The organism is Streptomyces sp. NPDC020731 (assembly GCF_044334705.1).
GTDB lineage: Bacteria > Actinomycetota > Actinomycetes > Streptomycetales > Streptomycetaceae > Streptomyces.
In genome coordinates this window covers 569346-592483 of the sequence record NZ_JBIRTN010000001.1, presented here as the reverse complement: position 1 = coordinate 592483, position 23138 = coordinate 569346, and the positions used below count along the sequence as shown (strand labels likewise).

Sequence of the window (23138 nt, the reverse complement as noted above, 5' to 3'; positions counted from 1 at the left end):
CGCGGGCCCCCCGGGGTGCCGTCCCGGGGGCCCCCCCCCCCCCGGGGGGGGGGCCCGGGGGGGGGGGGGGGGGGGGGGGGGGGGGGGGGGGGGGGGGCCCCCCCCCCCCCGCCGGGGCCCGTGATCAGGAGGGTGCGCATGGGGGTGAACGGTAACGGACGCTGGGCGGGGGTGGGTTTTGCCTGCCCGCGCTTGCGGGGTGCCTCCCCCACTCTCGGCCGCGCTCGAGCGGGAGGTGCCCCCACCGCCCACCCGTGCCGCCCTGGGGGTACCTCCCAGGCCTTTGAGGCACTGGGGGGAGGCACGACTGCCCGCGGCTGTGGCGGCTGTGTTACTTCGGGCCGGACTCCACTCGCTTCTTCAGGCCCGCCAGGGCGCGGTCGATGATGACCTTCTCGGCCTTGCGCTTGATCATGCCGAGCATGGGGATCTTGACGTCGACGGTCAGGCGGTAGGTGACCTCCGTCGTGCCCGGGGAGGCCGGGGTGAGGATGTAGGAGCCGTCGAGGGAGCGGAGCATCTGGGACTTCACCAGGGTCCAGGAGACCTCGTGTCCGCCGGTCCAGGTGTACGCCAGGACCTGGTCGTCCTTGATCGCGCCGGCGTCCATGACGAGACGCACCTGCTCGGCGCGGCCCTCGGCGTCGGTCGCGAGGACCTCGGCCTCCTTCACCTCACCGGTCCAGTCCGGATAGCGGGCGAAGTCGGCGATCACCCCCATGACATCGGCCGCCGCCGCCCCGATCGTGATGCTCGAGCTGGTGTGTTCCGCCATCGCCGTGGCTCCTCCAGATGCGGGCCGGTAGTCGTCGCCGTGTGCCGGGCACACAGCGCACGAGCGTGCAGCGGAAGGCTACCGCGCGCCCGGCCCGCGCAACTCACCCGACCTGGGACATCGTCACCATTCCAGCCGCCAGGGCCGCCCGCTGCTCGCGAAGTGCCCCACGTTCACGCACTCGGTGGCGCCGATCCGCATCCGCCGCACCAGCGGCTGGTGGACGTGTCCGAACAGGGAGTAGCGGGGCCGGGTGCGGCGGATGGCGTCCAGCAGGGCCCGGCTGCCGCGTTCGAAGCGGCGCGCGACGGTGTCGTAGACCAGTTCGGGCACCTCCGGCGGGATGTGCGTGCACAGCACGTCGACCTCGCCCACGGCCTCGATCTTCGCCGCGTACTCCTCGTCGCCGATCTCGTACGGCGTGCGCATCGGCGTGCGCAGGCCGCCGCCGACGAAGCCGAAGGTCCAGCCGCCGATCTCCACCCGCTGCCCGTCCAGCACGGTCGTGCCGGGACCCGCGTACTCCTGCCACAGGGGCGGCATGTCGACGTTGCCGTACGTCGCGTACGTCGGCGTGGGGAACGCGGCGAACAGCTCGGCGTACTGCCTGCGCACCGCCTTCTCGATCGCGGCGGCCTTGTCCGTGCCGATGCCGGCCCACAGCCGGCGCTGGAACTCGCGCGCCTCCTCGAAGCGGCGGGCGGTGCGCAGCTCCACGATGAGGTCGGCGTTCCGGGTGCCGAACAGGTCGGGGAAGATGCCGCGCGAGTGGTCGGCGTAGTCGAGGAAGAGCACCAGGTCACCCAGGCAGACCAGGGCGTCGGCACCCTCGCCGGCCCGGGCCAGGTCACGGATGTTGCCGTGCACGTCACTGACCACATGGACGCGTGTGCGCGGGTTTCCGCCTGGTGTGGATGCCATGGCGATCAAGGGTAAGCGTGTGCGGCCCGCGTGGACAATGGCGGACCTACCTGCGGTTACTGGCTCGCCGGCGAGGGGGTGCACTACTGTGCGCAATGAAAAACCAACCTGTGTGACGCAGCGAACATCTCGCCGGGACCCCCTGTCGTAGACGCCATACCGGCGGGTAACGTCCGGGCAGTCCAGTCGTGCTCGGGATTTCAACATGTGAATTCGCGAGCACCCGCCCGAGCCTTGGACCTCGCCGTCGCATCGCACACCGTCGTGGCGCCGGCGCCCTAAGAGGAGCAGCAGTCTTGCGCGAGTTCAGCCTTCCGGCTTTGTACGAGGTCCCCGCGGACGGAAACCTGACCGACATCGTCCGCAGAAACGCCGCGCAGCACCCCGACGTCGCCGTCATCGCCCGCAAGGTGGGCGGGACCTGGCAGGACGTGACGGCCACCACCTTCCTGGCGGAGGTGCGGGCGGCCGCCAAGGGCATGATCGCCGCCGGTGTGGGGCCCGGTGACCGGGTCGGCCTGATGTCCCGCACCCGTTACGAGTGGACGCTGCTGGACTTCGCGATCTGGAGCGCCGGCGCGGTGACCGTGCCGGTGTACGAGACCAGCTCGCCGGAGCAGGTGGCGTGGATCCTCGGCGACTCCGGCGCCACCGCCTGCTTCGTGGAGCTCGACGCCCACGCGGCGACGGTGGAGTCGGTACGCGACCGGCTGCCCGCGCTGGAGAACCTGTGGCAGATCGAGTCCGGCGGCATCGAGGAGCTGGGCCGGCTCGGCCAGGACGTCACCGACGAGACGGTCGAGGAGCGCGGCTCGTCCGCGAAGGCGGACGACCCGGCGACCATCGTCTACACCTCCGGCACCACCGGCCGCCCCAAGGGCTGTGTGCTGACCCACCGCAGCTTCTTCGCCGAGTGCGGCAACATCGTGGAGCGGCTGCGTCCGCTGTTCCGCACGGGCGAGTGCTCGGTGCTGCTGTTCCTGCCGCTCGCGCATGTCTTCGGGCGGCTGGTGCAGATCGCGCCCATGATGGCGCCGATCAAGCTGGGCTGCGTGCCCGACATCAAGAACCTCACCGACGAGCTGGCCGCGTTCCGGCCGACGCTGATCCTGGGCGTGCCGCGGGTCTTCGAGAAGGTCTACAACTCGGCGCGGGCCAAGGCGCAGACCGACGGCAAGGGCAAGATCTTCGACAAGGCGGCGGACACGGCGATCGCCTACAGCCAGGCGCTGGACACGCCGTCCGGGCCGTCGCTCGGCCTGAAGATCAGGCACAGGGTGTTCGACAAGCTGGTCTACGGCAAGCTGCGCACGGTGCTGGGCGGGCGCGGCGAGTACGCCATCTCGGGCGGCGCCCCGCTGGGCGAGCGCCTGGGCCACTTCTTCCGCGGTATCGGTTTCAGCGTGCTGGAGGGTTACGGCCTCACCGAGTCGTGCGCGGCCACCGCGTTCAACCCGTGGGACCGGCAGAAGATCGGCACGGTCGGCCAGCCGCTGCCCGGTTCGGTGATCCGGATAGCGGACGACGGCGAGGTGCTGCTGCACGGCGAGCACCTGTTCAAGGAGTACTGGAACAACCCGGGCGCGACCGCCGAGGCACTGGCCGACGGCTGGTTCCACACGGGGGACATCGGCACGCTGGACGAGGACGGTTATCTGCGGATCACCGGCCGCAAGAAGGAAATACTGGTGACGGCGGGCGGCAAGAACGTCGCCCCGGCGGTCATCGAGGACCGGATCCGGGCGCACGCGCTGGTCGCGGAGTGCATGGTCGTGGGCGACGGGCGGCCGTTCGTGGGTGCGCTGGTCACCCTCGACGAGGAGTTCCTGGGCCGGTGGTGCGCCGAGCACGGCAAGCCGGCGGGGTCGACCGCGGGGTCGCTGAGCGAGGATCCCGATCTGCTCGCGGCGATCCAGACGGCCATCGACGACGGCAACTCGGCGGTGTCGAAGGCGGAGTCGGTGCGGAAGTTCCGTGTCCTGCCCGCGCAGTTCACCGAGGAGTCGGGACATCTGACTCCGTCGTTGAAGCTGAAGCGGAATGTCGTGGCCAAGGACTACGCCCATGAGATCGAGGCGATCTACGCGAAGTAGGACTTCGGTGCCCATGAGGGTGCCGGGGACGCTTCGCCGGCGGCTTTCCGTCGTATGCGGCTGGTCGCGCGGTTCCCCGCGCCCCTGGGAAGCCGCCCCCGACGGCGTTCTCAGAGCAGCTTCTTCAGGTGCTCGGCCAACAGGTCCCAGCGCCACTTCTGTTCGACCCATTCCCTGCCGCGCTCGCCCATCCTGCGGCGGAGTTCCTCGTCGCCCAGGAGGGTGATGACGCGCTCTGCGGTCCGGTCGGCCGAATCGCCGGGGACGACCCAGCCGGTTTCGCCGTCGAGGACCGCGTCGGGGGCGCCTCCGGAGTCGCCGGCGACGACGGGGAGGCCGGTCGCGGAGGCTTCCAGGTAGACGATGCCGAGGCCCTCGACGTCCAGGCCACCGCGCCGGGTGCGGCACGGCATGGCGAAGACGTCGCCGGCGCCGTAGTGGGCGGGCAGCTCGGACCAGGGGACGGAGCCGGTGAAGCGGACCGAGGCGGCGACGCCGGTGTCCCGGGCGAGCCGGCGCAGGTCCTTCTCGTACGGCCCGCCGCCGACGATCAGCAGGACGGCGTCCGGTTCGGCGGCCAGGATCGCGGGCATCGCCCGGATCAGCGTGTCCTGCCCCTTGCGCGGCACCAGCCGGGAGACGCACACGATCACCGGCCGGTCGGTCAGCCCCAGCCGCGCCCGCACCTCGTCGCCGCCCGAACCGGGGTGGAAGGTCTTCTCGTCGACCCCGGGCGGCAGCTGCACCATCCGGGAGGCCGCCTCGGGGGTCAGCGCGCCGGCGATCCGGGAGCGCGTGTACTCGCCGAGGTAGGTGATCGTGTCCGTGGAGTCCCCGATGCGGCGCAGGAGTTGCCGCGCGGCGGGCAGCTGGGCCCAGCCGGCCTCGTGGCCGTGGGTGGTGGCCACGATCCGCTCGGCGCCCGCCCGGCGCAGCGCCGGTGCCATCAGGCCGAGCGGTGCCGCCGCCCCGAACCACACCGAGGCGCACCCGTGCTCGCGCAGCAGCCCGACGGCCCGCCGGGTGACCGCCGGGGTCGGCAACAGCATGGTCGTACGGTCGCGCACGACGGTGAAGGGCTGCTCGGCGTCGAAGGCCGCGGTCGCCTCGGCGCCCTCCCGGGAGCGCTTCCAGGTGGAGGCGTAGACGACGAGCCGCTCCGGGTCGAGCCGCAGCGCCATGTTGTGCAGGAACGCCTGGATGCCGCCGGGGCGGGGCGGGAAGTCGTTGGTCACGATCAGGGTCTTGTGCATCGCCGCAGACCCTACCGAACGGGGGTGCGCCGTTCGCCACGGCGGCGCTCTGTGGCACGTACACAGGTGTCCGGGACATCATGGCCCCTCACGACCGCACACCGGACGGGCAGGGAGCACATGAGGACGACGGCCGCACGGGGCTCGTTCGCCCGGCTGCTGCTTCTGTGGGGACTGACGCGGGCCGCGCTGCTGCTGTGCGTCCTGAAGGTGATCGTCCTCCCCGGGCCGGACGTCACCAGCGACGTGTCGGTGATCTACCGGGGCTGGTACGACGTCCTGCGCACCGGGACGTTCCCACTGGACGACGTGACCTGGCAGTATCCGCCCGCCGCGGCCCTGGCGATCCTCTCCCCCGGGCTGCTGCCGTTCCTGGAGTACGCCACCGCGTTCTTCGTCCTGGCCTGCCTCGCCGACCTGGCCACCCTGTGCCTGCTGCGGTACGCCGGCCGCCGTTCCGGCCGGTCGCCGCGCGGTGCCCTGGTCTGGGTGGTGGGCGTGCCGCTGCTGGGGCCGACGGTGTACGCGCGCTACGACGTGATGGTGACCGCGGTCGCCGTGGCCGCGTTGCTGGCGGCCACCCGGTACCCCCGGCTGGCGGGGGCGCTCGCCGGTCTCGGGGCACTGGTGAAGGTGTGGCCGGCGCTGCTGCTGCTCGCGGTGCGGCGGCGCGGTGCGTGGGTGTCGGCGGCGGTGACCGGTACCGGGGTGGCCGGTCTGTTCGCCGTACTGATGCCGGGGGCGTTCGCGTTCCTCACCTTCCAGCGGGACCGGGGGACGGAGGTCGAGTCGCTGGGGGCGCTCGTCTTCCATGTGGCCCGGCACCATGGGTGGGAGGGCGAGGTGCTGCTCAACTACGGCTCGGTCGAGTTCCTCGGCCCGTATGTGAGCTGGGTGAGCACGGGTGCGCTGATCCTGACCGGGGCCGCGCTGGCCTGGCTGGTGCTGTGGCGGATGATGGCCGTCCGTTTCGAGGCGCGGACCGTGGCCGACGCGGCGTTCGTGGCGGTGCTGATGTTCACCACGACGAGTCGGGTGATCAGTCCGCAGTACATGGTGTGGCTGATCGGGCTCGGGGCGGTGTGCCTGTGCTTCCGTGGGAGCCGGATGGGGGTGCCGGTCGGTCTGGTGCTGGTTGCTTCGTTGGTGACGGTGCTGGAGTTCCCCGTGTGGTTCGGGCATGTGGTGGCCAGTGATGTGCCGGGCATCGCGCTGTTGGTGCTGCGGAACGGGCTTCTGGTGGGGGCGACGGTTGTGGCGGCGCGGGTGTTGTGGTGCGCGACGGTTCCCCGTCGGCGTCCGGTTCCCGCGGTTCCCGGGCCGGCCCGTGCCGCCGGGACGCCGGTCTCGTCCTGACCTCGGACGGTGCCGAGTCGCGGACAGCCGCGTGCCGCCGGCCGGGGGTGGGGCGCGCGGCCCGGCGCTTACGGGGTGCCTCCCCCGGAGGGGGGACCCCCGGCCCGCCCTCCCAAACCCTTGAGGCACGACGGAGGCACGACTGCCCGCGGTTCCGAAGGCGCTCAGCCCAGTACGTTCCTCACGTACTCCTGCCACTGCGCCGTGAAGTCCTCGCGGGTGGTGTCGAGGACTCGTCGCATCGCGTCCTCCACCGCGCCGTCGCGGTGCTCGTGTGCGCCCACGGCGCGGTAGAACTCGCCGAGGCGTTCCTCGCCCCAGTGGTCGGCGATGAGGCGGCAGGCCAGCCAGCCGCTCTCGTAGGCACGGGCGAGGCGGTCCGCGTCACCGGAGAAGCCGAAGTCCTCGTCGTCCGGCAGCCCGGCGGGCACCTCGCCCCGGCCCACCGCGTAGGCGAGCTCCGGTGCGGCCTCGGCGGGGGCGCGGTCGCCGCCGCGGTAGCCGACCCAGTCGGCGAACCCCTCGGACAGCCACAGCGGGGTCGCGGCGGAGGTGTGGGCGCGGGTGGCGACGTGGGTGGTCTCGTGGGTGAGGACGACCTGCCGGCCCGAGTCGCCGAGCATTCCGAAGGCGTCCGGGTTGACGATGACCCGGTCCGCCGGCGCCCGCCCGTCCGCGCCGGTGGTGCCGGTGGTGACCGCCGCGATCCCCCGGTAGGAGGAGGCGGGTGAACCCAGCAGGCCCGCCATGCCCTCCAGGGTCTTCGGAACCAGGACGACCACGCGCCGGCTCCATTCCGGGCCCCACGCGTCGGACACCGCGGGCACCGCGCGGTCGGCCAGTTCGGCGTAGTCCCGCAGCTTCTCGTCGGGCTGCCCGACGCCGAGGACCAGGCTCCGCCCGCCCCGGACGGCACGTGCGGGGCCCTGGTCCCACAACTGCTGGCCGGACTTCTTCGCGGGCCGGTCGGAGTCGACGGACCAGCGGCCGTCGCGGTCCCGGCTCAGGCTCAGGGAGCGGGCGGTGGTGATCGGGGACCGGTCGTGACCCTCGACGCGGTAGCTCAGGTCGGCGGAGGCGGTGGCGGTGTCACCGGTGCGGTCGAGGGCGGTGACGCGGTAGGACCAGTCGGCGAGCGGCACCGCGCGCAGGTTGTCGAACCCGGCCCGGGTCCCGGTGCGGGCGTACGCGGCGGCGTCGAGGTCGAGGACGGCCTCCGCGCGGCGGTCGAGGAGGGACTGCACCTCCGCGCGCACGGCGTCCACGGCCGGTCCCCCGCCGCACCCCACCAGGGAGACGAGCAGCAGACACAGCGCCATCACCGACGCACCCGACACCCGCCTTCGACCAGCCACCTTCCCGAGGGTACGGGTGCCGGACCGGTGCGGTCAGACCCTGGTGACCGACGAGACCGGCATCATCCCGACCGGGTCGTAGCGCACCGGGGCGCCGGGGTGAGGCGCGTGGATCACCTGGCCGTTGCCCATGTACATCCCGACGTGGGAGGCGTCGGAGCGGTAGACGACCAGGTCACCGGGGCGCGCCTCGGACAGGGGGACCTGCCGGCCGGCGTACCGCTGGGCCTGCGAGGTGCGCGGCAGCGCGACCCCGGCCTGCGCGTACGACCACTGGGTCAGTCCGGAGCAGTCGAAGGAGGACGGGCCGCCGGCGCCCCAGACGTAGGGCTTGCCGAGGGCGGAGCGGGCCGCCGCGACGGCGGCCGCCGCGCGGCCCGAGGCGGGTGCCGGGCCCGGACCGAGCAGGTCCGTGCGTGCGGAGCGGGTGGCGCGGCCCCAGGCGGCGCGTTCGCCGGCCGGGAGGGAGTCGAGCAGCCGACGGGCCTCGGCGAGCTTGCGTTCGACGGTCCGCTTGTGCGCGGTGACGGCCTTGCGGCTCTTCTCCAGCGCGCCGAGCTCTCCGACCGCCTCCGCGCGGTCCTGGGCGAGGGAGCGCAGGGCGCCCCGGAGTCTCCTCAGCTCACCGGCCTGGTGGACGGTGATCCGGTCCAGTACGGAGGCCTTCTCGAGATAGTCCTCCGGGTCGTCGGAGAGCAGCAGGACGAGGGCGGGGTCGAGGCCGCCGGAGCGGTACTGGGCACCGGCGAGCGACCCCAGCGACTCCCGCATCGTGTTGACGCGTGCCTGCTGCCGGGCGATCCCGTCCTGGGCGGTGGCGATCCGCCGGCGCAGCCCGTCGGCGCGCTCGTCGGCCTCGTTGTACGCCTCGGTCGCCTTCTCGGCCTCCCGGTACAGGCGGTCCACCTCGGCCCGGGTGACGTCGTACGGCGTGGCCGCGGCCGGCACGACGGTGAGGGCGGTGGCCGCCGCGGACAGCAGACCGAGGGCGACGGCGGCGCCCCGGTCGGCTCCGGACGACGGTGCGGTACGGCGGTGGGACCCCACGGGAAGCCGCGCTCCTTCCACTGGCGGACAGGGAAACGCGGCAGACAGTAGCCGTCACGACGGCGGACGAACCCATGGCCGAGGCGACCGCGCACAGTGACGCCCCGCCTGTGACCTGCGTCAGAGGCGGGGCGCGGGGAAGATCGGGTCGGGTACGAATCCCCCGAACGGCGGCAGCCAGGGGGTGTCGTTTGGATCAGGCCGGCTTCAGGCGACGGCGCCTCACAGCCGAGCCGGACGGGGTCCGGTGCGTGCGGCCGCGAGGCGGAGGAGGGAATCGACGCGGAGCGTCGAGGACCGACGACGACGCCGCAGAGGTGCGTGCCGGACCCCGCCCGGCTCGGCAAGATCCAGACGACATCTCCTAGACGCGGACGCCGAACATGAACGGGCCGCCGATGGTGTTCATCGACTCGTAGCGCACGACGGTGCCGGTGCGGGGGGCGTGGATGATCTGGCCGTTGCCCGCGTAGAGACCCACGTGGTGCAGGTCGTTGAAGAAGAAGACGAGGTCGCCGACCTTGAGCTGGCTCACCGAGTAGATCCTGGTGCCGTCGCCGGTCTGGGCCTCGGAGGTGCGCGAGATGCCGACGCCGGCCTGCGCGTACGCCCAGGAGGTCAGGCCGGAGCAGTCGAAGGAGGACGGGCCGGTGGCGCCGTAGACGTAGGGGGTGCCGAGCTTGCTCTGGGCGGCGGCGAAGGCGGCGGCGGCGCGGCCGGAGCCGGCCGGGACGTTGACGTCGAGCGCCTCACGCTCGCTGGCGCGGGTGGCGCGGCTCTCGTCCTTGGCGAGCTGCTGCTTCTCCGCGGCGGTGAGGGTGTTGAGCAGCTTCTGCGCGGAGGAGAGCTTGCTCTGGACTTCCTTCTTCTTCTTGCCCAGTTCGGTGCGGGTGGCGGAGAGGTCCTTGAGCTTCTCGGACGCCTCGGAGCGCTGCTGGGCGAGCTCGCGCTGCTTCTCCTGGATCTCCTTCAGTGCGTCGACCTGCTGGGTGCTCAACTGGTCGAGGGTGGACGCCTTGTCGAGGTAGTCGTCCGGGTCGGCGGAGAGGAAGAGCTGGACGGAGGGGTCGATGCCGCCGTTGCGGTACTGGGCGCTGGCCATCGAACCGAGGCCGTCGCGCAGCTCGTTGAGCTCCTGCTGGCCCTTGGCGACGTTGTCCTGGATCGTGGAGATCTCCTTCTGGAGCTTCTCCTGCTTCTCCTTGGCCCCGTTGTACTTCTCGGTGGCCTGTTCCGCCTGCTCGTAGAGCTTGTCGACCTTGGTCTTGACCTCGTCCTTGCTCGGCTTCTCGCTCGGCGCGGCGTTGGCGGCCTGCGAGCTCATGACGACGGCAGCTGCGGCAGCGGTGGTGAGCACAGTCACACGTGCGCGGCTCGGCTGCTTGGGACGACGGTGGGACGCCACGGAGACGAGCTCCTTCTCGAGAGTGATCGCGCGAGCGAGGGTTCGAAGGGAGACCCTAGTGATTCTCTTGTGATCAGTTCAAATCCCTGGACACAAAATCTCCGTTACACCGGGTTTATTCGACCCCAACTCACCTGCAGTGATGCTGCCCTGACGCTACGTTGCGTGACGGTTCCGTCAATTCGGGCAAAGATCCCGTACGTTGTACGAGGGACGGATGTGAATCAGATACTAGGAAAGCCTCTTGAGGAGCACCGCCGACGCGACGGGGCGTGCGCCCGCGCGGGCCACCCCGTCGGCGACCTCGCGGTCGGTGGAGGCGACGATGACGGGCCTCCCCGGCGGCTCGGCGCGCACCAGCTGGCGGATCAGCTCGTCGGCGGTGACGCCCGGCTTGGAGAACAGCACCCGCACCCCGCGCGGCGGCGCGAGCAGCACCGGCGCGGCCAGTTCGGCGCCGTCGAAGACACAGGTCACCTCGGCGCCGGTCTGGGCGGCGAGCTGGGCGAGCTGGCCCAGCAGGCGCAGACGCTGCTTCTCCAGGGGCATCTGGGGATAGCCGGTCTTGGTGACGTTGTAGCCGTCGACGACCAGATGCGCCTGCGGCAGTGCCAGCAGCTGGTCGAGGATGGCCGGGTCGTGCTCGGACAGCGCGCGGGCGGCGATGTCCTTCGGGGTCATGCGGCCGGGCTCGACGGCGTCCACGGTCTCGGCGGGCCGGACGGACACGGGAGGCAGCGCCAGCTCCCGGCGGAGCCCCTGGGCGGCGTCCAGCACGGTGTCCAGCAGCAGCCGGACCCGCATGTCCTCCACGCTGCGGCCCTCGCGGGCGGCCCGGCGGGCGGCCTCCAGCGCGGCCTCGGTCTCCCCCAGCCGGGCCTTGAGGCGCCGGCTCTCGCTCTCGGCGGCCGACACCTGGGCGTGGCCCTCGGCGCGCACGGTCTCCATCTCGCCCCGCAGCTTGCGCACGGCGGCCTCGCCGCGCTTGACGTCGCTGAGGGCGGAGCGCAGCTTGCGGTGCAGCGACTCGGCTTCCTTCTTCGCCGACTCCAGCTCGGCGCGCAGCCGCTCGGTCTCGGACCTGGTCTGCTCACGGGCCCGGTCGAGTTCGGCGCCCAGCCGCTCCAGCTCGGCCCGGGTCTCGGCACCGGCGCGCTCGGCGTCGGCGCGCTGGGCCTCCTCGCCCGCGGCGGTCACCAGCTTGACCCAGCCGGGCGGGCGGAGCACATAGGCCGCGGCCGCCACGTCGAGCGGGTCCGCGGCCGGGGGCGGGGCCCCGGAGTCGAGGGCGCCGGTCAGTTCCGGCTGGGCCTCTCTGAGCTTCTCCCCGATGCGCTGCCGGAACAGCGGGTCGGTCTCCAGCGCCGCGGCCATGGCGTTGCCGGCGAACTTGGCGCGGCGGTTCGGGGCGAAGCGCGCGTACTGCCGCAGCTGGGCGGGCAGCTCCGTGACCGTGAGCCCGCCGAAGCCGTCGGCGACGAGTCGGACGACCCGGCGGCGCACTCCGTCGGGCAGCGGACGATCGAGCACCTCGGCGGCGCCGTCCTGCGGCCCCCCGCCCGTGGTCTCCACCATCCGTCACACCCCATTGTCTGTGTGCGGCCCCATGCGCGGGGTCGCCGTCAGCGGGACCCTCCCCCACTCTCGACTTCGCTCGAGCGGGAGGGACCCCCTTCGCTCAGGAGCCGGCGCCCGGCCTGTCCACGAGTTCCACCTGATCCACGGCGTTGCACCAGCGGCACCGCACCGACTCGATGGTCTCACCGAGCACCTCGCGCTCCTCGACCTTGGCCTCTCCGGCCAGGTCGAGGTGGACGTACTCGACGACCTTCGACGAGCGGGTCACGTCGAAGCGTGTGAGGTTGCCGCAGAGGGTGCAGCGCCACCGCGTCGAGGCGGTCGGCAGAGGAACCGTCATCGTGGCTGTTCGCCTTCCTTCCAGTGTCCGTGACGCACCGGCTCCCCGGTGCGTGTGGCTCGTAACCCTACGGCCTGGCGGGTCCCCGCCGCCCGCCCGTCCACGGCGGCGAGGCGGTCTGTGCGGTTGCGTCCGGTTACGTCATGCTCTGTGTTCATGATCCGCAAGTGGAGCACGTCGGCCGCCGGGGCGCTCCGGGGCACCTCCGCGCCGGTGACCCACACCCTCATCGTGCTGTGCTGCCTGGTCTTCCTGATCGGGCCGGCCTCCGGCCTCCATCCGGCCCACGGCTCCGGGGAGGAGCTGCTGGATGCGCAAAGGGCCTATTTCCGGCGCTGGGGCGTCATTCCCGCAGACCTGTTCGAAGGATCCCCCGGGGCCGTCCTCACCCCCGCCACGGCGCTGTTCGTGCACGGCAGCTGGGTGCATCTGCTCGGCAACATGCTGTTCCTCCACGTCTTCGGGGCGATGACCGAGGCACGGATGGGCCGGGTGCGGTTCACCCTGTGCTACGCCGGCTGCGGCTACCTCGCGCTGCTGGGGTACGCCGCCGCCGACGCGGGCTCCGAGCGGTCCCTGGTCGGCGCCTCCGGAGCGATCTCGGCGGTGCTCGGTGCGTTCCTCTTCCTGTTCCCCCGGGCCCGGGTGACCAGTCTCCTGCCGTTCCTGTTCTTCCTGCCGGTACGCCTGCCGGCATGGGTGGTGCTGCCGTTCTGGGCGGGGCTGCAGTGGGCGGCGGCGGGGCGGGCGGGCGAGGGGCCGGGGGTGGCGTATCTGGCGCACCTGATCGGGTTCGGGCTGGGCTTCGGCTACGCGTGGGGGTGTTTCGGCAGGGCGACTACAGTGAAGGCCACCCCTGCTCCGGCCCCCGAGGGAGAGAACCAGCCGTGATCACCGCGATCGTCCTCATCAAGACCAGCGTGGACCGGATCCCCGAGATCGCGGAGCGGATCGCCGCGCTGGACAGCGTCAGCGAGGTCTTCTCCGTCACCGGCACCTACGACCTGATCGCCATGGTGCGGGTCCGCGAGCACGAGGACCTGGCGGAGGTCATCCCCGGCCGGATCAGCAAGATCCCGGGCGTGGAGGGCACCGACACGCACGTGGCGTTCCGTACGTACTCGCAGCACGACCTGGAGGCGGCGTTCGCCATCGGCCTGGACAGCTGACGCCGGGAACGGCGCGGGGCGCATGAGGAGTTCTTCATCCGGGGCTCATCCGCGCGGTCCGGTGCGGGACGCGGGATCGGGTGCATGGTCTTCACTCGCCGGACGGCGGCCCCGGCCGCCGTCGTGCTGATCCCGCCGGGCGTCGCCGCGACCGGTTTCGCGCTCGCCGACAGCCCCGGACCGCCCAGGGTGCCGCCACAGGTCGAACTGGACAGCGGCTCGCCCACTCCGACGTCCACGGCCCCGTCCGTGCGGCCCGAGCCGACGCCGAGCGACGAGGTCGCCCCGATGGCCCTGGCGGAGGCCCTGGTCCGCGGCGCGGAGCTTCCGACCGACGCCACGGAGCGCGCACTGCGGATGATCGTCCTGGGCACCCGCCTGCCCGTGCCCGCCCACAACCGGTTCTCGCCCCCGCCGCCCCTTCCCGTCCCGACCCGGGGCTCCGCCCCCGGAGGCGAGAACCGTCACGTCCGGGCGGAGGTGTCCGGGACGCAGCGGCCGTCCACCGTGCGGTAGTTCCAGCGGGCCCCGTCCCGTACGAGCTCCCGTACCGCGCGGACGAACCGCTCGACGTGCTCGTCCGGCGTGCCCGCACCGAAGCTGACGCGGATGGCGTTGAGGGACTTCTCCCCGGGCGCCGCCTCGGGGGCTCCGCACTCGCCCTGAGCCTGCGTGTCGCCGCCGAGCAGCGTGCGCACCAGCGGGTGCGCGCAGAACAGCCCGTCCCGTACGCCGATGCCGTACTCGGCGGAGAGCGCGGCGGCGAAGTGGGAGCTGTTCCAGCCCTCGACGACGAAGGAGAGCACGCCGACGCGCGGGGCGTCGTCCCCGAACAGGGACAGGAACCGCACCTCGGGCACGTCCGCGAGCCCTTCGCGCACCGCGCGGATCAGCTGCTCCTCACGCGCGGCCAGCGTCTCGAACCCGGCCTCGGTGAGCTCCTTGCAGGCGGACGCGACGGCGTGGGCGCCGATGACGTTGGGCGAGCCGGCCTCGTGACGGGCGGCGCTGTCGTGCCACTCCACGTCCACTCCCCCGTCCCCGCGCCGGGTGACCTTGCGGCTGGCGCCGCCGCCCGCGAGGTAGGGCTCGGCCACCCGGAGCCAGTCGGCGCGGCCGGCCAGCACACCGGAACCGAAGGGGGCGTACAGCTTGTGCCCGGAGAAGGCGACCCAGTCGACGTCCAGGTCGCGGAGGCTCACCGGGTGGTGCGGGGCCAACTGGGCTGCGTCCAGCACGATCCGGGCACCGTGCGCGTGCGCGGCGGCGGCCAGTTCCCGTACGGGCCACAGCTCGCCGGTGACGTTGGAGGCGCCGGTGACGCAGACCAGGGCGGGACCGTAGGGGTCGCGGTCGGCGAGGGCGCGCTCCAGGGTCTCGACGGCCTGCCGGGGGCTGCGCGGGGCGTCCAGGTAGGTGACCCGCGCACCGCGCCAGGGCAGCAGGGAGGCGTGGTGCTCGGTCTCGAAGACGAAGACCTCGCAGCCGACGGGGAGCGCGGCGGCGAGCAGGTTGAGGGAGTCGGTGGTGGACCGGGTGAACACCACCTGGTCCCCGGCACGGCAGTCGAGGAACTCCGCGACGGTCCGGCGGGCGTTCTCGAACAGGTCGGTGGAGAGCTGGGAGAGGTATCCGGCGCCCCGGTGGACGCTGCCATAGTACGGCGCGTACGCGGCCACGTCGTCCCACACCCGCTGGAGGGCGGGGGCGCTGGCGGCGTAGTCGAGGGCGGCGTAGGTGACCTCGCCACCGGTGACGAGGGGAACGGTGACGTCCCGGCCCAGAACGGGCAGCGGGGCACAGACGGACCGGTCGGCGGCAGCAGTGGGGACGGACATGGCGGAACTCCCGGTGAGACAGGCGGAATCCCCGCGCGAGCGCAGACGGCTCCAGCGCGGAGGTGAAGAGAAAGGGGTGTGCGGAGGCGGGGCTCGGCAGCCCTTGGGCCGGCTGTCCGTCTCTCGTCTGCCGTGCACCGCCTGGCACGCGCGTCTGCGGCGTTGTCGTCGGTCCCCGACGCTCCGCGTCGGCTCCCTCCTCCGCCTTGCAGCTGCACGCACCGGACACCGCGCGGCCCGCGCTTCGGGCGGACGACGGGAGACGGGCGGCCGGCCCTAGCGCATTCGCTTGCTCACGGAAGACTCCTCGACGACCAGGACCCCTGCCCTCATCAATAAATCAAAAGCGTCGAGGGGTCCGCGCTTGCCGTGAGCCTTGCTGCCCACGGCCTGGTCTTCACCCGGGGCACCCCGCCACGGACGGAGGGTTGCCGGACAGCCGGCCGGGGCCTGATGGCTGTCACTCATGACCTGGACAGGAAAATACGTGAAACGATCGACGTCCCGCAACCCGTGTCCGGATCGCGGGACGTCCCGCCGTCCGGCGGCTACGCGTTGCTGACGGCCACCCAGCGCTCCAGGACCCGCTTGGCGGCCCCCGAGTCGATCGCCTCGGCCGCCTTCGCCATCCCGGCGCGGATCTGCTCCGTCAGGGTCTCGCCGCCCGGCTCCAGGGCCACCAGCGCCGCCGCCGAGTTCAGCAGCACCGCGTCCCGTACGGGGCCCGGTTCGCCGTCGAGGAGCCGGCGGGCGACCTCGGCGTTGTAGGAGGCGTCGGCGCCGCGCAGCGCCTCCACGGGCACCAGCCCGATGCCGACGTCACGCGGATCGAAGGCCTCCTCGACGACCTTGCCGCCTCGGACCACCCACACCCGGGAGGTGGCGGTGGTCGTCAGCTCGTCGAGTCCGTCGTCGCCGCGGAACACCAGCGAGGAGTGACCGCGCCCGGCGAACACCCCGGCCATGATGGGCGCCATCCGCGGGTCGGCGACCCCGACGGCCTGCGCCTTGACCTGCGCCGGGTTGGCCAGCGGGCCGAGGAAGTTGAACACCGTGCGGATGCCCAGCTGGCCCCGCGCGGCGGCCACATGGCGCAGCGCCGGGTGGAACTTCACCGCGAAGCAGAAGGTGATCCCGGCCTCCTCGGCGACCTCGGCGACCCGTCGCGGAGTCAGCTCCAGATTGACGCCGAGCTTCTCCAGGACGTCGGAGGCGCCGGACGCGGAGGAGGCCGCCCGGTTGCCGTGCTTGACGACCTTCGCGCCGGTTCCGGCCACGACGATCGAGGACATCGTGGAGATGTTCACCGTCTTGGCGCCGTCGCCGCCGGTGCCGACGATGTCGACGGTCGCGCCCGGCACCTCGATCACATGGGCGTGGGCGTACAGCGCCCGTACGCAGCCGGCGATCTCCTCGACGGTCTCGCCCTTGGCCCGCAGGGACACCGCGAACCCGGCGATCTGCGCGTCGGTCGCCTCACCGCTCATGATCAGGTCCATCGCCCAGGCGGTGTCGTCGGCGGACAGGTCCCGGCCGTCCAGCAGTCCGTTCAGCAGGGCGGGCCAGGAGCGGCCCGCCGCGGTGTCGCCTCCAGCGGGGGTCACAGCGCTCATGGCCGCTCCTGATGGTCGTAGAAGGATCACGGGAACCAGAAGGGTCCCGGGCTCCACCCTATCCAGGTCCGGGGACGGCGAAGGGCCCCCGTCCGCAGAACGGACGGGGGCCCTTCGCCGTCGTGTGGCGACCGGGGTGAGGCGCTGAAGGTGATCAGTGGTGGCCGTGGCCGCTCGTGATCTCCTTGTACTCCTCGATGGTCGGCTTCGGAATCTGGGACTCCTCGCCGTAGTAGCCCTTGCTGAGCTTGGCGCGCAGCTTCTCGGAGCCCTTCACCTTGCGTCGGACGCCGTTCTCGTCGACCTCCGGGCCGATCTCGGCCGGCTTGTACTGCTCGTGCGCGGTGAGGGTGTACAGCTGCTCCTGGCTGAGCGGCTCGTGCACCTCGATGAACTCACCGTGCGGCAGGCGCTTGATGATGCCCGACTCGCGGCCGTGCAGCACCTTGTCCTTGTCCCGGCGCTGCAGGCCGAGGCAGATCCGCTTGGTGACGACGAACGCGATGACCGGTCCCACGAAGAAGCCGATGCGGACGAACCAGGTGACCGCGTTGATCGAGAGGTGGAAGTGGGTGGCGAAGATGTCGTTGCCACCACCGATCAGCATGATCATGTACGCCGTGACCCAGGCGACACCGAAGGCCGTACGGGTCGGGGCGTTGCGCGGCCGGTCCAGGATGTGGTGCTCGCGCTTGTCCCCGGTGATCCAGGACTCGATGAACGGGTAGAGCGCGAAGACCGCGAGGAAGATGCCGAACAGCGTCAGCGGGACGAAGACGCCCAGGACCAGGGTGTGGCCCCAGAAGTTGATCTCCCAGCCGGGCATTGCGCGGACCAGGCCCTCGGCGAAGCCCATGTACCAGTCGGGCTGGGCGCCCGTGGAGACCATGTCCGGCCGGTAGGGGCCGATGCTCCAGATCGGGTTGATGGACGCGATGCCGGCGATCAGGGCGGTGAAGCCGAAGACCAGGAAGAAGAAGCCTCCGGCCTTGGCCATGTAGACCGGCAGCAGCGGCATGCCCACGACGTTCTTGTTGGTCCGTCCGGCACCCGCGAACTGAGTGTGCTTGTGGTAGAAGACCAGGATCAGGTGGGCGACCACCAGGCCGAGCATGATGCCCGGCAGCAGCAGGATGTGGATCGAGTAGAACCGCGCGACGAAGTCGGTGCCCGGGAACTCTCCGCCGAACAGGAACATCGAGATGTACGTGCCGACGATCGGCACGGACAGGATCGCGCCCTGGGTGAAGCGGACACCGGTTCCGGAGAGCAGGTCGTCCGGCAGCGAGTAACCGGTGAAACCGGTGAACATGCCGAGGACGAACAGCAGGAAGCCGAACAGCCAGTTGATCTCACGCGGCTTGCGGAACGCACCGGTGAAGAAGACGCGCATCATGTGCACGAACATGCCGGCCAGGAAGATGACCGCGGCCCAGTGGTGGATCTGCCGGATCAGCAGGCCGCCACGGACGTCGAAGCTGATGTCCAGCGTCGACTTGTAGGCCTCGCTCATCAGCTGGCCCTGCAGCGGGACGTAGGAGCCGTGGTACTCCACCTCGTTCATCGACGGGTGGAAGAACAGCGTCAGGTACACGCCCGTGAGGATGATGATGAGGAAGCTGTAGAGGCAGATCTCGCCCAGCATGAAGGACCAGTGGTCCGGGAAGATCTTCCGCATGTTGGCCTTGGCCAGGGAGTAGATCCCCAGTCGGCCGTCGGCCCAGTCGGCGACACGTTCGCCGGCCGGTGCCTTCCCGCGCGAGCGGGACTCGGGGGTCGTCGTAGTACTCATCCGCGCTCCCAGAAGGCAGGACCGACGGGCTCTTCGAAGTCGCCGAGCGCTTCGAGGTAGCCCTCGTCGTTCACGCCGATACGCAGCTGCGGCAGCGGGTGACCGGCGGGACCGAAGATGACCTTGGCACCGTCGGAAAGGTCGAAGGTGGACTGGTGACAGGGGCACAGCGCGTGGTGCGTCTGCTGCTCGTACAGGGAGATCGGGCAACCGACGTGGGTGCAGATCTTCGAGTACGCGAGGATGCCCTCGTGCGACCACTCGAGCGACTGCTTGTCCTTGATGTCGTCCGGCTGGATGCGGACCAGCATCAGGGCGGCCTTGGCGATCTCGTTCTGGAAGCCGTGGTCGTGCTCCTCCAGGCCCTCGGGCTTGGCGAAGGTCAGCGAGCCCACGATGAGGTCGGACGGCCGCAGCGGCTCGTTCGTGTTCATGTTGACGAGCAGCTTGCCCTTGCCCCACAGGGTGTGGCGCAGCTTGGTCCCGGGCAGCGGCCCGAGGTCGCGCAGCAGCACCACGCCGGAGAGCGGGAACAGGGCGAGGGCACCGAACATCGTGTTGCGGATCAGCTTGCGCCGGCCGAGCGCCGACTCCTTGGCGCCCTGGCGGAAGTCGTCCATGACCTTCGCCTTGACCTCCGGCGAGGCCTCGATCGGGTGCCGCTCGTCGGTCATCTCCTCATCGGACATCAGGGTGCGGGCCCAGTGGACCGCGCCCGCGCCGATGGCGAACAGCGCGATGCCGAGCGTCGCGCCGAGCGCGAAGTTCAGAGCGCTGATGTGACCCAGCGGGAAGATGTAGACGATCTTCTCGACCGGAATCGCCACGAACGAGGCGATGAAGCCGACGGTGGCCAGCATCGACAGCGTGAACAGCAGGGCGACCGTGCGCTCGGACCGCTTGGCGGCCCGCTCGTCGACGTCCTGGATCCGGTGCTCGTGGGGCGGCAGGCCCGGGTCGGCGAACGGGTTCTTCTCGTCCGCGAGCCTCACCGCGCCGTGGGTGGTGTCCTGCGCTGCGGGCAGGTTCTCTTCGGGAATGTCTTGGCTACTCATGACTTCTTGGCCTTTGCGGTCCGAGCGGCGACCCACACAGCGACGGCGATGAGTCCGCCGAGACCGAAGATCCAGCCGAACAGGCCCTCGCTGACCGGGCCCAGCCCGCCCAGCTGCATGCCGCCCGGGCTCTCGGTCTTGTCGGTGTTGACCTCGCCCAGGTACGCGATGACGTCCTTCTTGTTCTGCTCCGTCAGCGTGCTGTCGGGGAAGGAGGGCATGTTCTGCGGGCCGGTGAGCATGGCCTCGTAGATGTGCTTGGGGGAGACGTCCTCCAGGCTCGGGGCGTACTTGCCGTGCGTGAGCGCACCGCCCTTGCCGGTGAAGTTGTGGCACTGCGCGCAGTTGTTGCGGAACAGTTCGCCACCCTTGGCGATGTCGGCGCCCTCGGGGCCGTACTGCGCCTCCGTGGGGACGGCCGGGCCGGCGCCCAGGGAGGCGACGTACGCCGCCAGCTGGTCGATCTCGGCCTGCGTGTAGACGGCAGGCTTGTCCGGGATCTGTGCGGCCTGCGAGGTGGCGGCCGGCATACGGCCGGTGCTCACCTGGAAGTCGACGGCCGCGGCGCCCACGCCCACCAGGCTCGGGCCGTCGGAGGTGCCCTGACCGCCGGTGCCGTGGCAGCTGGCGCAGCCGACCGAGTAGAGCTTCTTGCCCTCCTCGATGGTGAGGGACTGGGCGGTTTCGTCTGCCTGCGCCTTGTCCGCGGGTGCGAACACGGCGTACAGCCCCCCGGTGCATGCCAGCGCGAGGAGTAGGACGACGAGCGCCGCCAGCGGATGGCGTCGTCGTGCGGAGAGCTTTTTCACGGATTACCCCGGTGTCAGGATCTTCTGCGTCGATGCTTCTGGTTGGTGCGCTCTCGAGGAGCGCGCGCGGATGCGGGCCCGGCTACTTGATCATGTAGATCGTGGCGAAGAGGCCGATCCAGACGACATCGACGAAGTGCCAGTAGTAGGACACGACGATGGCCGCGGTCGCCTGTTCGTGAGTGAACCTCCGGGCCGCGTAGGTCCGGCCCAGGACCAGCAGGAAGGCGATCAGACCGCCCGTCACGTGCAGGCCGTGGAAGCCGGTGGTCAGGTAGAACACCGAACCGTACGGGTCGGAGGAGAGGGACAGGCCCTCGTGCTTGACCAGCTCGGTGTACTCGAGGACCTGACCGCCGATGAAGACCGAGCCCATGACGAAGGTGACGATGAACCACATCCGGAGCTTCTTCACGTCACCGCGCTCGGCGGCGAACACGCCGAGCTGGCAGGTGAGGGAGGAGAGCACCAGGATCGTGGTGTTCGCCGCCGAGAACGGGAAGTTCAGGGCGTCGGCCTTCTCCGACCAGAAGTCGGGTCCGGTCACCGATCGCAGGGTGAAGTACATCGCGAAGAGGGCCGCGAAGAACATCAGCTCGGAACTCAGCCAGATGATGGTTCCGACGCTGGTGAGGTTCGGTCGGTTGACCGACGGGTGCGCGTGCCCGGTATCTACTGTCGTTGCTGTCGCCACGCCGACATTATGTCGGTCGCTTATCCCGCCCTCACTCCCGGGGGTGCCGTTCGGTGTGTTCGGCCCTCCTGGACTGCCCGGATGGCCCACCCGGAGCCCGTGGCGGAGCCGTCTCGAAGGTGTGTCCGAAGCAGTGTTGACAAGCGGTCGGAGGGGGTAGCATCCGCGCCATCGGTACCCGAAGTTCCCGACAGAGCCGTGCCCTCTCTCTTACGCGTGGAGGAACAATGCAGGCGACCGCCACGGTGCTGGTCTACAGCGACGACGCCAACACCCGGGAGCAGGTGCGGCTCGCCACCGGGCGGCGGCCGGCGCCGGACGTGCCCGTCGTGGAGTTCGTGGAGTGCGCGACCCCGGCGGCCGTGCTGGCGGAACTCGACCGCGGCGGCATCGATGTGTGCGTGCTGGACGGTGAGGCCGTGCCGATGGGGGGCATGGGGATGTGCCGGCAGATCAAGGACGAGGTGTTCGACTGTCCGCCGGTGCTGTTGCTGATCGGGCGGCCGCAGGACGCGTGGCTGGCGACGTGGAGTCGCGCCGAGTCTGCGGTGACCTTGCCGGTGGAGCCGGTCGAGTTCGCCTCGGCGCTGGCGTCGCTGCTGCGGCAGAAGTCCTTGCAGGGCGCGTAGGGGCCGGACCTGTCCGTGGTCCGGCGGCCGCGGGCCGGCGGAGGTTGTCCGCGCCCACGCGGCAGAGCCGCATACCGGCACAGCCCCGCGCCCCCCGGGGGAGCTGCTCCCGGGGGCGTTCATGCGCTCTGTGGTCTCAGGCGGGCCTGCTCGGCCGGGTCCTGGGTGGTGCCGGGGGTCAGGGCGCTGCCCGCTCGCCATTTCCGCCAGTCGAGGTTCCAGTCGCCGTAGCCGTTGCCGAAGGGCTCCATGGTGTCGCCGGTCGAGTTCTCGACCTTGACGATGTCGCCCTCGCGGACGGTGTCGAAGAACCACTCCGCGTCGTCGGTGCTCATGCCGACGCAGCCGTGGCTGACGTTGTCGTAGCCCTGGGAGCCGACGGACCAGGGGGCGGCGTGCACGTACTCGCCGCTCCAGGTCACCCGGGTGGCGAAGTGGACGTCCAGGTCGTACGACTCCGTCGAACCCTCGGCGATGCCGACGGTGGTACTGCGCATACGTACGAGGCGTTCCTTGGCGAGCACGACCTTGACGCCGTTGCGGGTCTCGAAGCCGGGCTTGCCGGTGGTGACGGGGATCTGCTTGATCTCCTCGTCGTTCCTGTGGACCGTCAGTCGGTGCGTGGCGGCGTCGGTGACGGCTATCACCCGGTCGCCGGTGCGGATCGTCAGGGGCTTGGCCCTGCCGCCCCGCAGCCGGTCGTTGACCTTGATGCCGTCCAGGGTGCTGCGCACGCTGACGGTGGCGTGGGCGGGCCAGTAGTCCTGGGGGCGGTAGTGCAGCTCCTTGTCGTCCACCCAGTGCCAGGCGCCGGACACGGCGGGGGTGGACTCGACCTTCAGGGCGCGCTCCACGACGGCTCGCTGGGCCCGGTCCTCGACGGGTGCGCTCAGCTCGGCGGTGAGGGGCTGGCCGACGCCGTACGTGCCCGCCTCGGGGCCGAAGGTGACGGCCAGGCGCTTGGTGGTGGTGGGCTTGCCGGTGGTGAAGGTGAGGACCTTGCGGCCGGGCGCCCCGTCCTCGTCCTCGGTGCTCACCCGGACCGTGTACCGGGCATGGGCGGCCAGCGGGGAGGTGCTGTGCCAGCGGCTGCCGTCGGCGGCCAGTTCGCCCGCCACGTGGCGCCCCGAGGCGTCCACGGCGGTGACGTCCGTGATGCGCCCGTCGGAGTCCTCGGCGACGACCTCCAGGGGCTTGTCGGGGTCGGCCTTCCTGCCCGCCTCGACGGATCCGCCGAAGGAGATCTGGTCCGCCGCGTCGTAGGGCTCGGCGGACAGCGGATCACCGCCGGAGGAACAGCCCGTGACGCCCGCGCCGAGGGCGATCACCAGCAGCGTGCAGCCTGCGACGCGGCTCCGCCCGGCGCCCGCGCCACGAGGGGATTCTGTGCGTCTCATGGCCTCACGCTAGGAACCC

Annotated in this window: 20 protein-coding genes, 1 pseudogene and 1 riboswitch; of the genes and pseudogenes, 6 read left to right on the top strand and 15 right to left on the bottom strand. The window is 71.3% G+C overall.

The window, feature by feature from the left end; all coding sequences use genetic code 11:
• Positions 1 to 331 precede the first annotated feature (331 nt).
• Both ACH4VX_RS02700 and ACH4VX_RS02695 read right to left on the bottom strand, forming a co-directional pair.
• Positions 332 to 775: an SRPBCC family protein gene (locus tag ACH4VX_RS02700; RefSeq protein WP_398365374.1), complete on the bottom strand. Its 444-nt coding sequence runs from the start codon at positions 773 to 775 to the stop codon at positions 332 to 334.
• A gap of 123 nt (positions 776 to 898) precedes the next feature.
• Positions 899 to 1696 (bottom strand): metallophosphoesterase, encoded by a 798-nt coding sequence (locus ACH4VX_RS02695; RefSeq protein ID WP_398365372.1) that lies wholly within the window; start codon positions 1694 to 1696, stop codon positions 899 to 901.
• A 296-nt stretch (positions 1697 to 1992) separates the two neighbouring features.
• Between ACH4VX_RS02695 and ACH4VX_RS02690 the strand changes: the two genes are divergently transcribed.
• Positions 1993 to 3789: an AMP-dependent synthetase/ligase gene (locus ACH4VX_RS02690; protein ID WP_398365371.1), complete on the top strand. Its 1797-nt coding sequence runs from the start codon at positions 1993 to 1995 to the stop codon at positions 3787 to 3789.
• A 110-nt stretch (positions 3790 to 3899) separates the two neighbouring features.
• On the opposite strand, the gene ACH4VX_RS02685 is transcribed toward ACH4VX_RS02690, so the two are convergent.
• Positions 3900 to 5042, bottom strand: coding sequence for a glycosyltransferase family 4 protein (locus ACH4VX_RS02685; RefSeq protein ID WP_398365370.1), 1143 nt, complete (start codon positions 5040 to 5042; stop codon positions 3900 to 3902).
• Between the two features lie 120 nt (positions 5043 to 5162).
• On the opposite strand from ACH4VX_RS02685, the gene ACH4VX_RS02680 reads away from it, so the two are divergent.
• Positions 5163 to 6398: a glycosyltransferase 87 family protein gene (locus tag ACH4VX_RS02680; protein WP_398365369.1), complete on the top strand. Its 1236-nt coding sequence runs from the start codon at positions 5163 to 5165 to the stop codon at positions 6396 to 6398.
• A 164-nt stretch (positions 6399 to 6562) separates the two neighbouring features.
• Here ACH4VX_RS02680 and ACH4VX_RS02675 read toward each other — a convergent pair whose 3' ends face one another.
• From ACH4VX_RS02675 to ACH4VX_RS02655, 5 genes are all read right to left on the bottom strand, one after another.
• The gene (locus tag ACH4VX_RS02675; protein WP_398365367.1) at positions 6563 to 7753 is read right to left on the bottom strand and encodes a hypothetical protein; all 1191 of its coding nucleotides are present in this window, start codon (positions 7751 to 7753) and stop codon (positions 6563 to 6565) included.
• 33 nt (positions 7754 to 7786) lie between these two features.
• Positions 7787 to 8800 (bottom strand): NlpC/P60 family protein, encoded by a 1014-nt coding sequence (locus tag ACH4VX_RS02670; protein ID WP_398365366.1) that lies wholly within the window; start codon positions 8798 to 8800, stop codon positions 7787 to 7789.
• A gap of 364 nt (positions 8801 to 9164) precedes the next feature.
• Positions 9165 to 10205 carry an NlpC/P60 family protein gene (locus ACH4VX_RS02665; protein WP_398365364.1) on the bottom strand — a complete coding sequence of 347 codons (1041 nt, stop codon included), beginning with the start codon at positions 10203 to 10205 and terminating at the stop codon, positions 9165 to 9167.
• A gap of 231 nt (positions 10206 to 10436) precedes the next feature.
• On the bottom strand, positions 10437 to 11780 hold the full coding sequence (locus ACH4VX_RS02660; protein ID WP_398365362.1) for an NYN domain-containing protein: 1344 nt from the start codon (positions 11778 to 11780) through the stop codon (positions 10437 to 10439).
• 103 nt (positions 11781 to 11883) lie between these two features.
• Entirely contained in the window at positions 11884 to 12123 is a 240-nt protein-coding gene (locus tag ACH4VX_RS02655; RefSeq protein ID WP_398365360.1) for a hypothetical protein, read from the bottom strand.
• A 156-nt stretch (positions 12124 to 12279) separates the two neighbouring features.
• On the opposite strand from ACH4VX_RS02655, the gene ACH4VX_RS02650 reads away from it, so the two are divergent.
• The 3 genes and pseudogenes from ACH4VX_RS02650 to ACH4VX_RS02640 form a co-directional block, all read left to right on the top strand.
• Positions 12280 to 13014, top strand: coding sequence for a rhomboid family intramembrane serine protease (locus ACH4VX_RS02650; RefSeq protein WP_398365358.1), 735 nt, complete (start codon positions 12280 to 12282; stop codon positions 13012 to 13014).
• Positions 13011 to 13292 carry an Lrp/AsnC family transcriptional regulator gene (locus ACH4VX_RS02645; protein WP_030820493.1) on the top strand — a complete coding sequence of 94 codons (282 nt, stop codon included), beginning with the start codon at positions 13011 to 13013 and terminating at the stop codon, positions 13290 to 13292. The genes ACH4VX_RS02650 and ACH4VX_RS02645 overlap by 4 nt, the downstream gene beginning before the upstream one ends.
• 282 nt (positions 13293 to 13574) lie before the next feature.
• Positions 13575 to 13808, top strand: a pseudogene (locus tag ACH4VX_RS02640) (glycerate kinase); the annotation flags it as partial.
• Here ACH4VX_RS02640 and ACH4VX_RS02635 read toward each other — a convergent pair.
• From ACH4VX_RS02635 to ACH4VX_RS02610, 6 genes are all read right to left on the bottom strand, one after another.
• Positions 13757 to 15130 (bottom strand): aminotransferase class V-fold PLP-dependent enzyme, encoded by a 1374-nt coding sequence (locus ACH4VX_RS02635; RefSeq protein ID WP_398365356.1) that lies wholly within the window; start codon positions 15128 to 15130, stop codon positions 13757 to 13759. The pseudogene ACH4VX_RS02640 and the gene ACH4VX_RS02635 sit on opposite strands and share 52 nt — an antisense overlap.
• 355 nt (positions 15131 to 15485) lie before the next feature.
• Positions 15486 to 15602: riboswitch (SAM riboswitch) on the bottom strand.
• 76 nt (positions 15603 to 15678) lie between these two features.
• On the bottom strand, positions 15679 to 16743 hold the full coding sequence (gene trpD / locus ACH4VX_RS02630; RefSeq protein ID WP_398365354.1) for an anthranilate phosphoribosyltransferase: 1065 nt from the start codon (positions 16741 to 16743) through the stop codon (positions 15679 to 15681).
• 154 nt (positions 16744 to 16897) lie between these two features.
• Entirely contained in the window at positions 16898 to 18535 is a 1638-nt protein-coding gene (locus ACH4VX_RS02625; RefSeq protein WP_398365352.1) for a cytochrome bc complex cytochrome b subunit, read from the bottom strand.
• Positions 18532 to 19590 (bottom strand): Rieske 2Fe-2S domain-containing protein, encoded by a 1059-nt coding sequence (locus ACH4VX_RS02620; protein WP_398365350.1) that lies wholly within the window; start codon positions 19588 to 19590, stop codon positions 18532 to 18534. The genes ACH4VX_RS02625 and ACH4VX_RS02620 overlap by 4 nt, the downstream gene beginning before the upstream one ends.
• Positions 19587 to 20399: a c-type cytochrome gene (locus ACH4VX_RS02615; protein WP_398365349.1), complete on the bottom strand. Its 813-nt coding sequence runs from the start codon at positions 20397 to 20399 to the stop codon at positions 19587 to 19589. Before ACH4VX_RS02615 ends, ACH4VX_RS02620 begins: the two co-directional genes overlap by 4 nt.
• An 82-nt stretch (positions 20400 to 20481) precedes the next feature.
• Positions 20482 to 21093 (bottom strand): heme-copper oxidase subunit III, encoded by a 612-nt coding sequence (locus ACH4VX_RS02610; RefSeq protein ID WP_398365347.1) that lies wholly within the window; start codon positions 21091 to 21093, stop codon positions 20482 to 20484.
• A gap of 227 nt (positions 21094 to 21320) precedes the next feature.
• Between ACH4VX_RS02610 and ACH4VX_RS02605 the strand changes: the two genes are divergently transcribed.
• Entirely contained in the window at positions 21321 to 21722 is a 402-nt protein-coding gene (locus ACH4VX_RS02605; RefSeq protein ID WP_398365345.1) for a hypothetical protein, read from the top strand.
• A gap of 119 nt (positions 21723 to 21841) precedes the next feature.
• Here ACH4VX_RS02605 and ACH4VX_RS02600 read toward each other — a convergent pair whose 3' ends face one another.
• A complete protein-coding gene (locus tag ACH4VX_RS02600; RefSeq protein ID WP_398365343.1) occupies positions 21842 to 23119 on the bottom strand; it encodes an Ig-like domain-containing protein in 1278 nt (425 codons plus the stop codon).
• Between the last annotated feature and the right edge of the window lie 19 nt (positions 23120 to 23138).

Excerpts from the sequence above, each read along its gene's own strand:
- ACH4VX_RS02660 (WP_398365362.1), bottom strand. The coding sequence starts at position 11,780 with ATGGTGGAGACCACGGGCGGGGGGCCGCAGGACGGCGCCGCCGAGGTG.
- ACH4VX_RS02600 (WP_398365343.1), bottom strand. The coding sequence starts at position 23,119 with ATGAGACGCACAGAATCCCCTCGTGGCGCGGGCGCCGGGCGGAGCCGC.
- ACH4VX_RS02625 (WP_398365352.1), bottom strand. The coding sequence starts at position 18,535 with ATGAGTACTACGACGACCCCCGAGTCCCGCTCGCGCGGGAAGGCACCG.
- ACH4VX_RS02680 (WP_398365369.1), top strand. The coding sequence starts at position 5,163 with ATGAGGACGACGGCCGCACGGGGCTCGTTCGCCCGGCTGCTGCTTCTG.
- ACH4VX_RS02635 (WP_398365356.1), bottom strand. The coding sequence starts at position 15,130 with ATGTCCGTCCCCACTGCTGCCGCCGACCGGTCCGTCTGTGCCCCGCTG.
- ACH4VX_RS02620 (WP_398365350.1), bottom strand. The coding sequence starts at position 19,590 with ATGAGTAGCCAAGACATTCCCGAAGAGAACCTGCCCGCAGCGCAGGAC.
- ACH4VX_RS02655 (WP_398365360.1), bottom strand. The coding sequence starts at position 12,123 with ATGACGGTTCCTCTGCCGACCGCCTCGACGCGGTGGCGCTGCACCCTC.
- trpD (WP_398365354.1), bottom strand. The coding sequence starts at position 16,743 with ATGAGCGCTGTGACCCCCGCTGGAGGCGACACCGCGGCGGGCCGCTCC.
- ACH4VX_RS02700 (WP_398365374.1), bottom strand. The coding sequence starts at position 775 with ATGGCGGAACACACCAGCTCGAGCATCACGATCGGGGCGGCGGCGGCC.
- ACH4VX_RS02695 (WP_398365372.1), bottom strand. The coding sequence starts at position 1,696 with ATGGCATCCACACCAGGCGGAAACCCGCGCACACGCGTCCATGTGGTC.
- ACH4VX_RS02605 (WP_398365345.1), top strand. The coding sequence starts at position 21,321 with ATGCAGGCGACCGCCACGGTGCTGGTCTACAGCGACGACGCCAACACC.
- ACH4VX_RS02650 (WP_398365358.1), top strand. The coding sequence starts at position 12,280 with ATGATCCGCAAGTGGAGCACGTCGGCCGCCGGGGCGCTCCGGGGCACC.
- ACH4VX_RS02685 (WP_398365370.1), bottom strand. The coding sequence starts at position 5,042 with ATGCACAAGACCCTGATCGTGACCAACGACTTCCCGCCCCGCCCCGGC.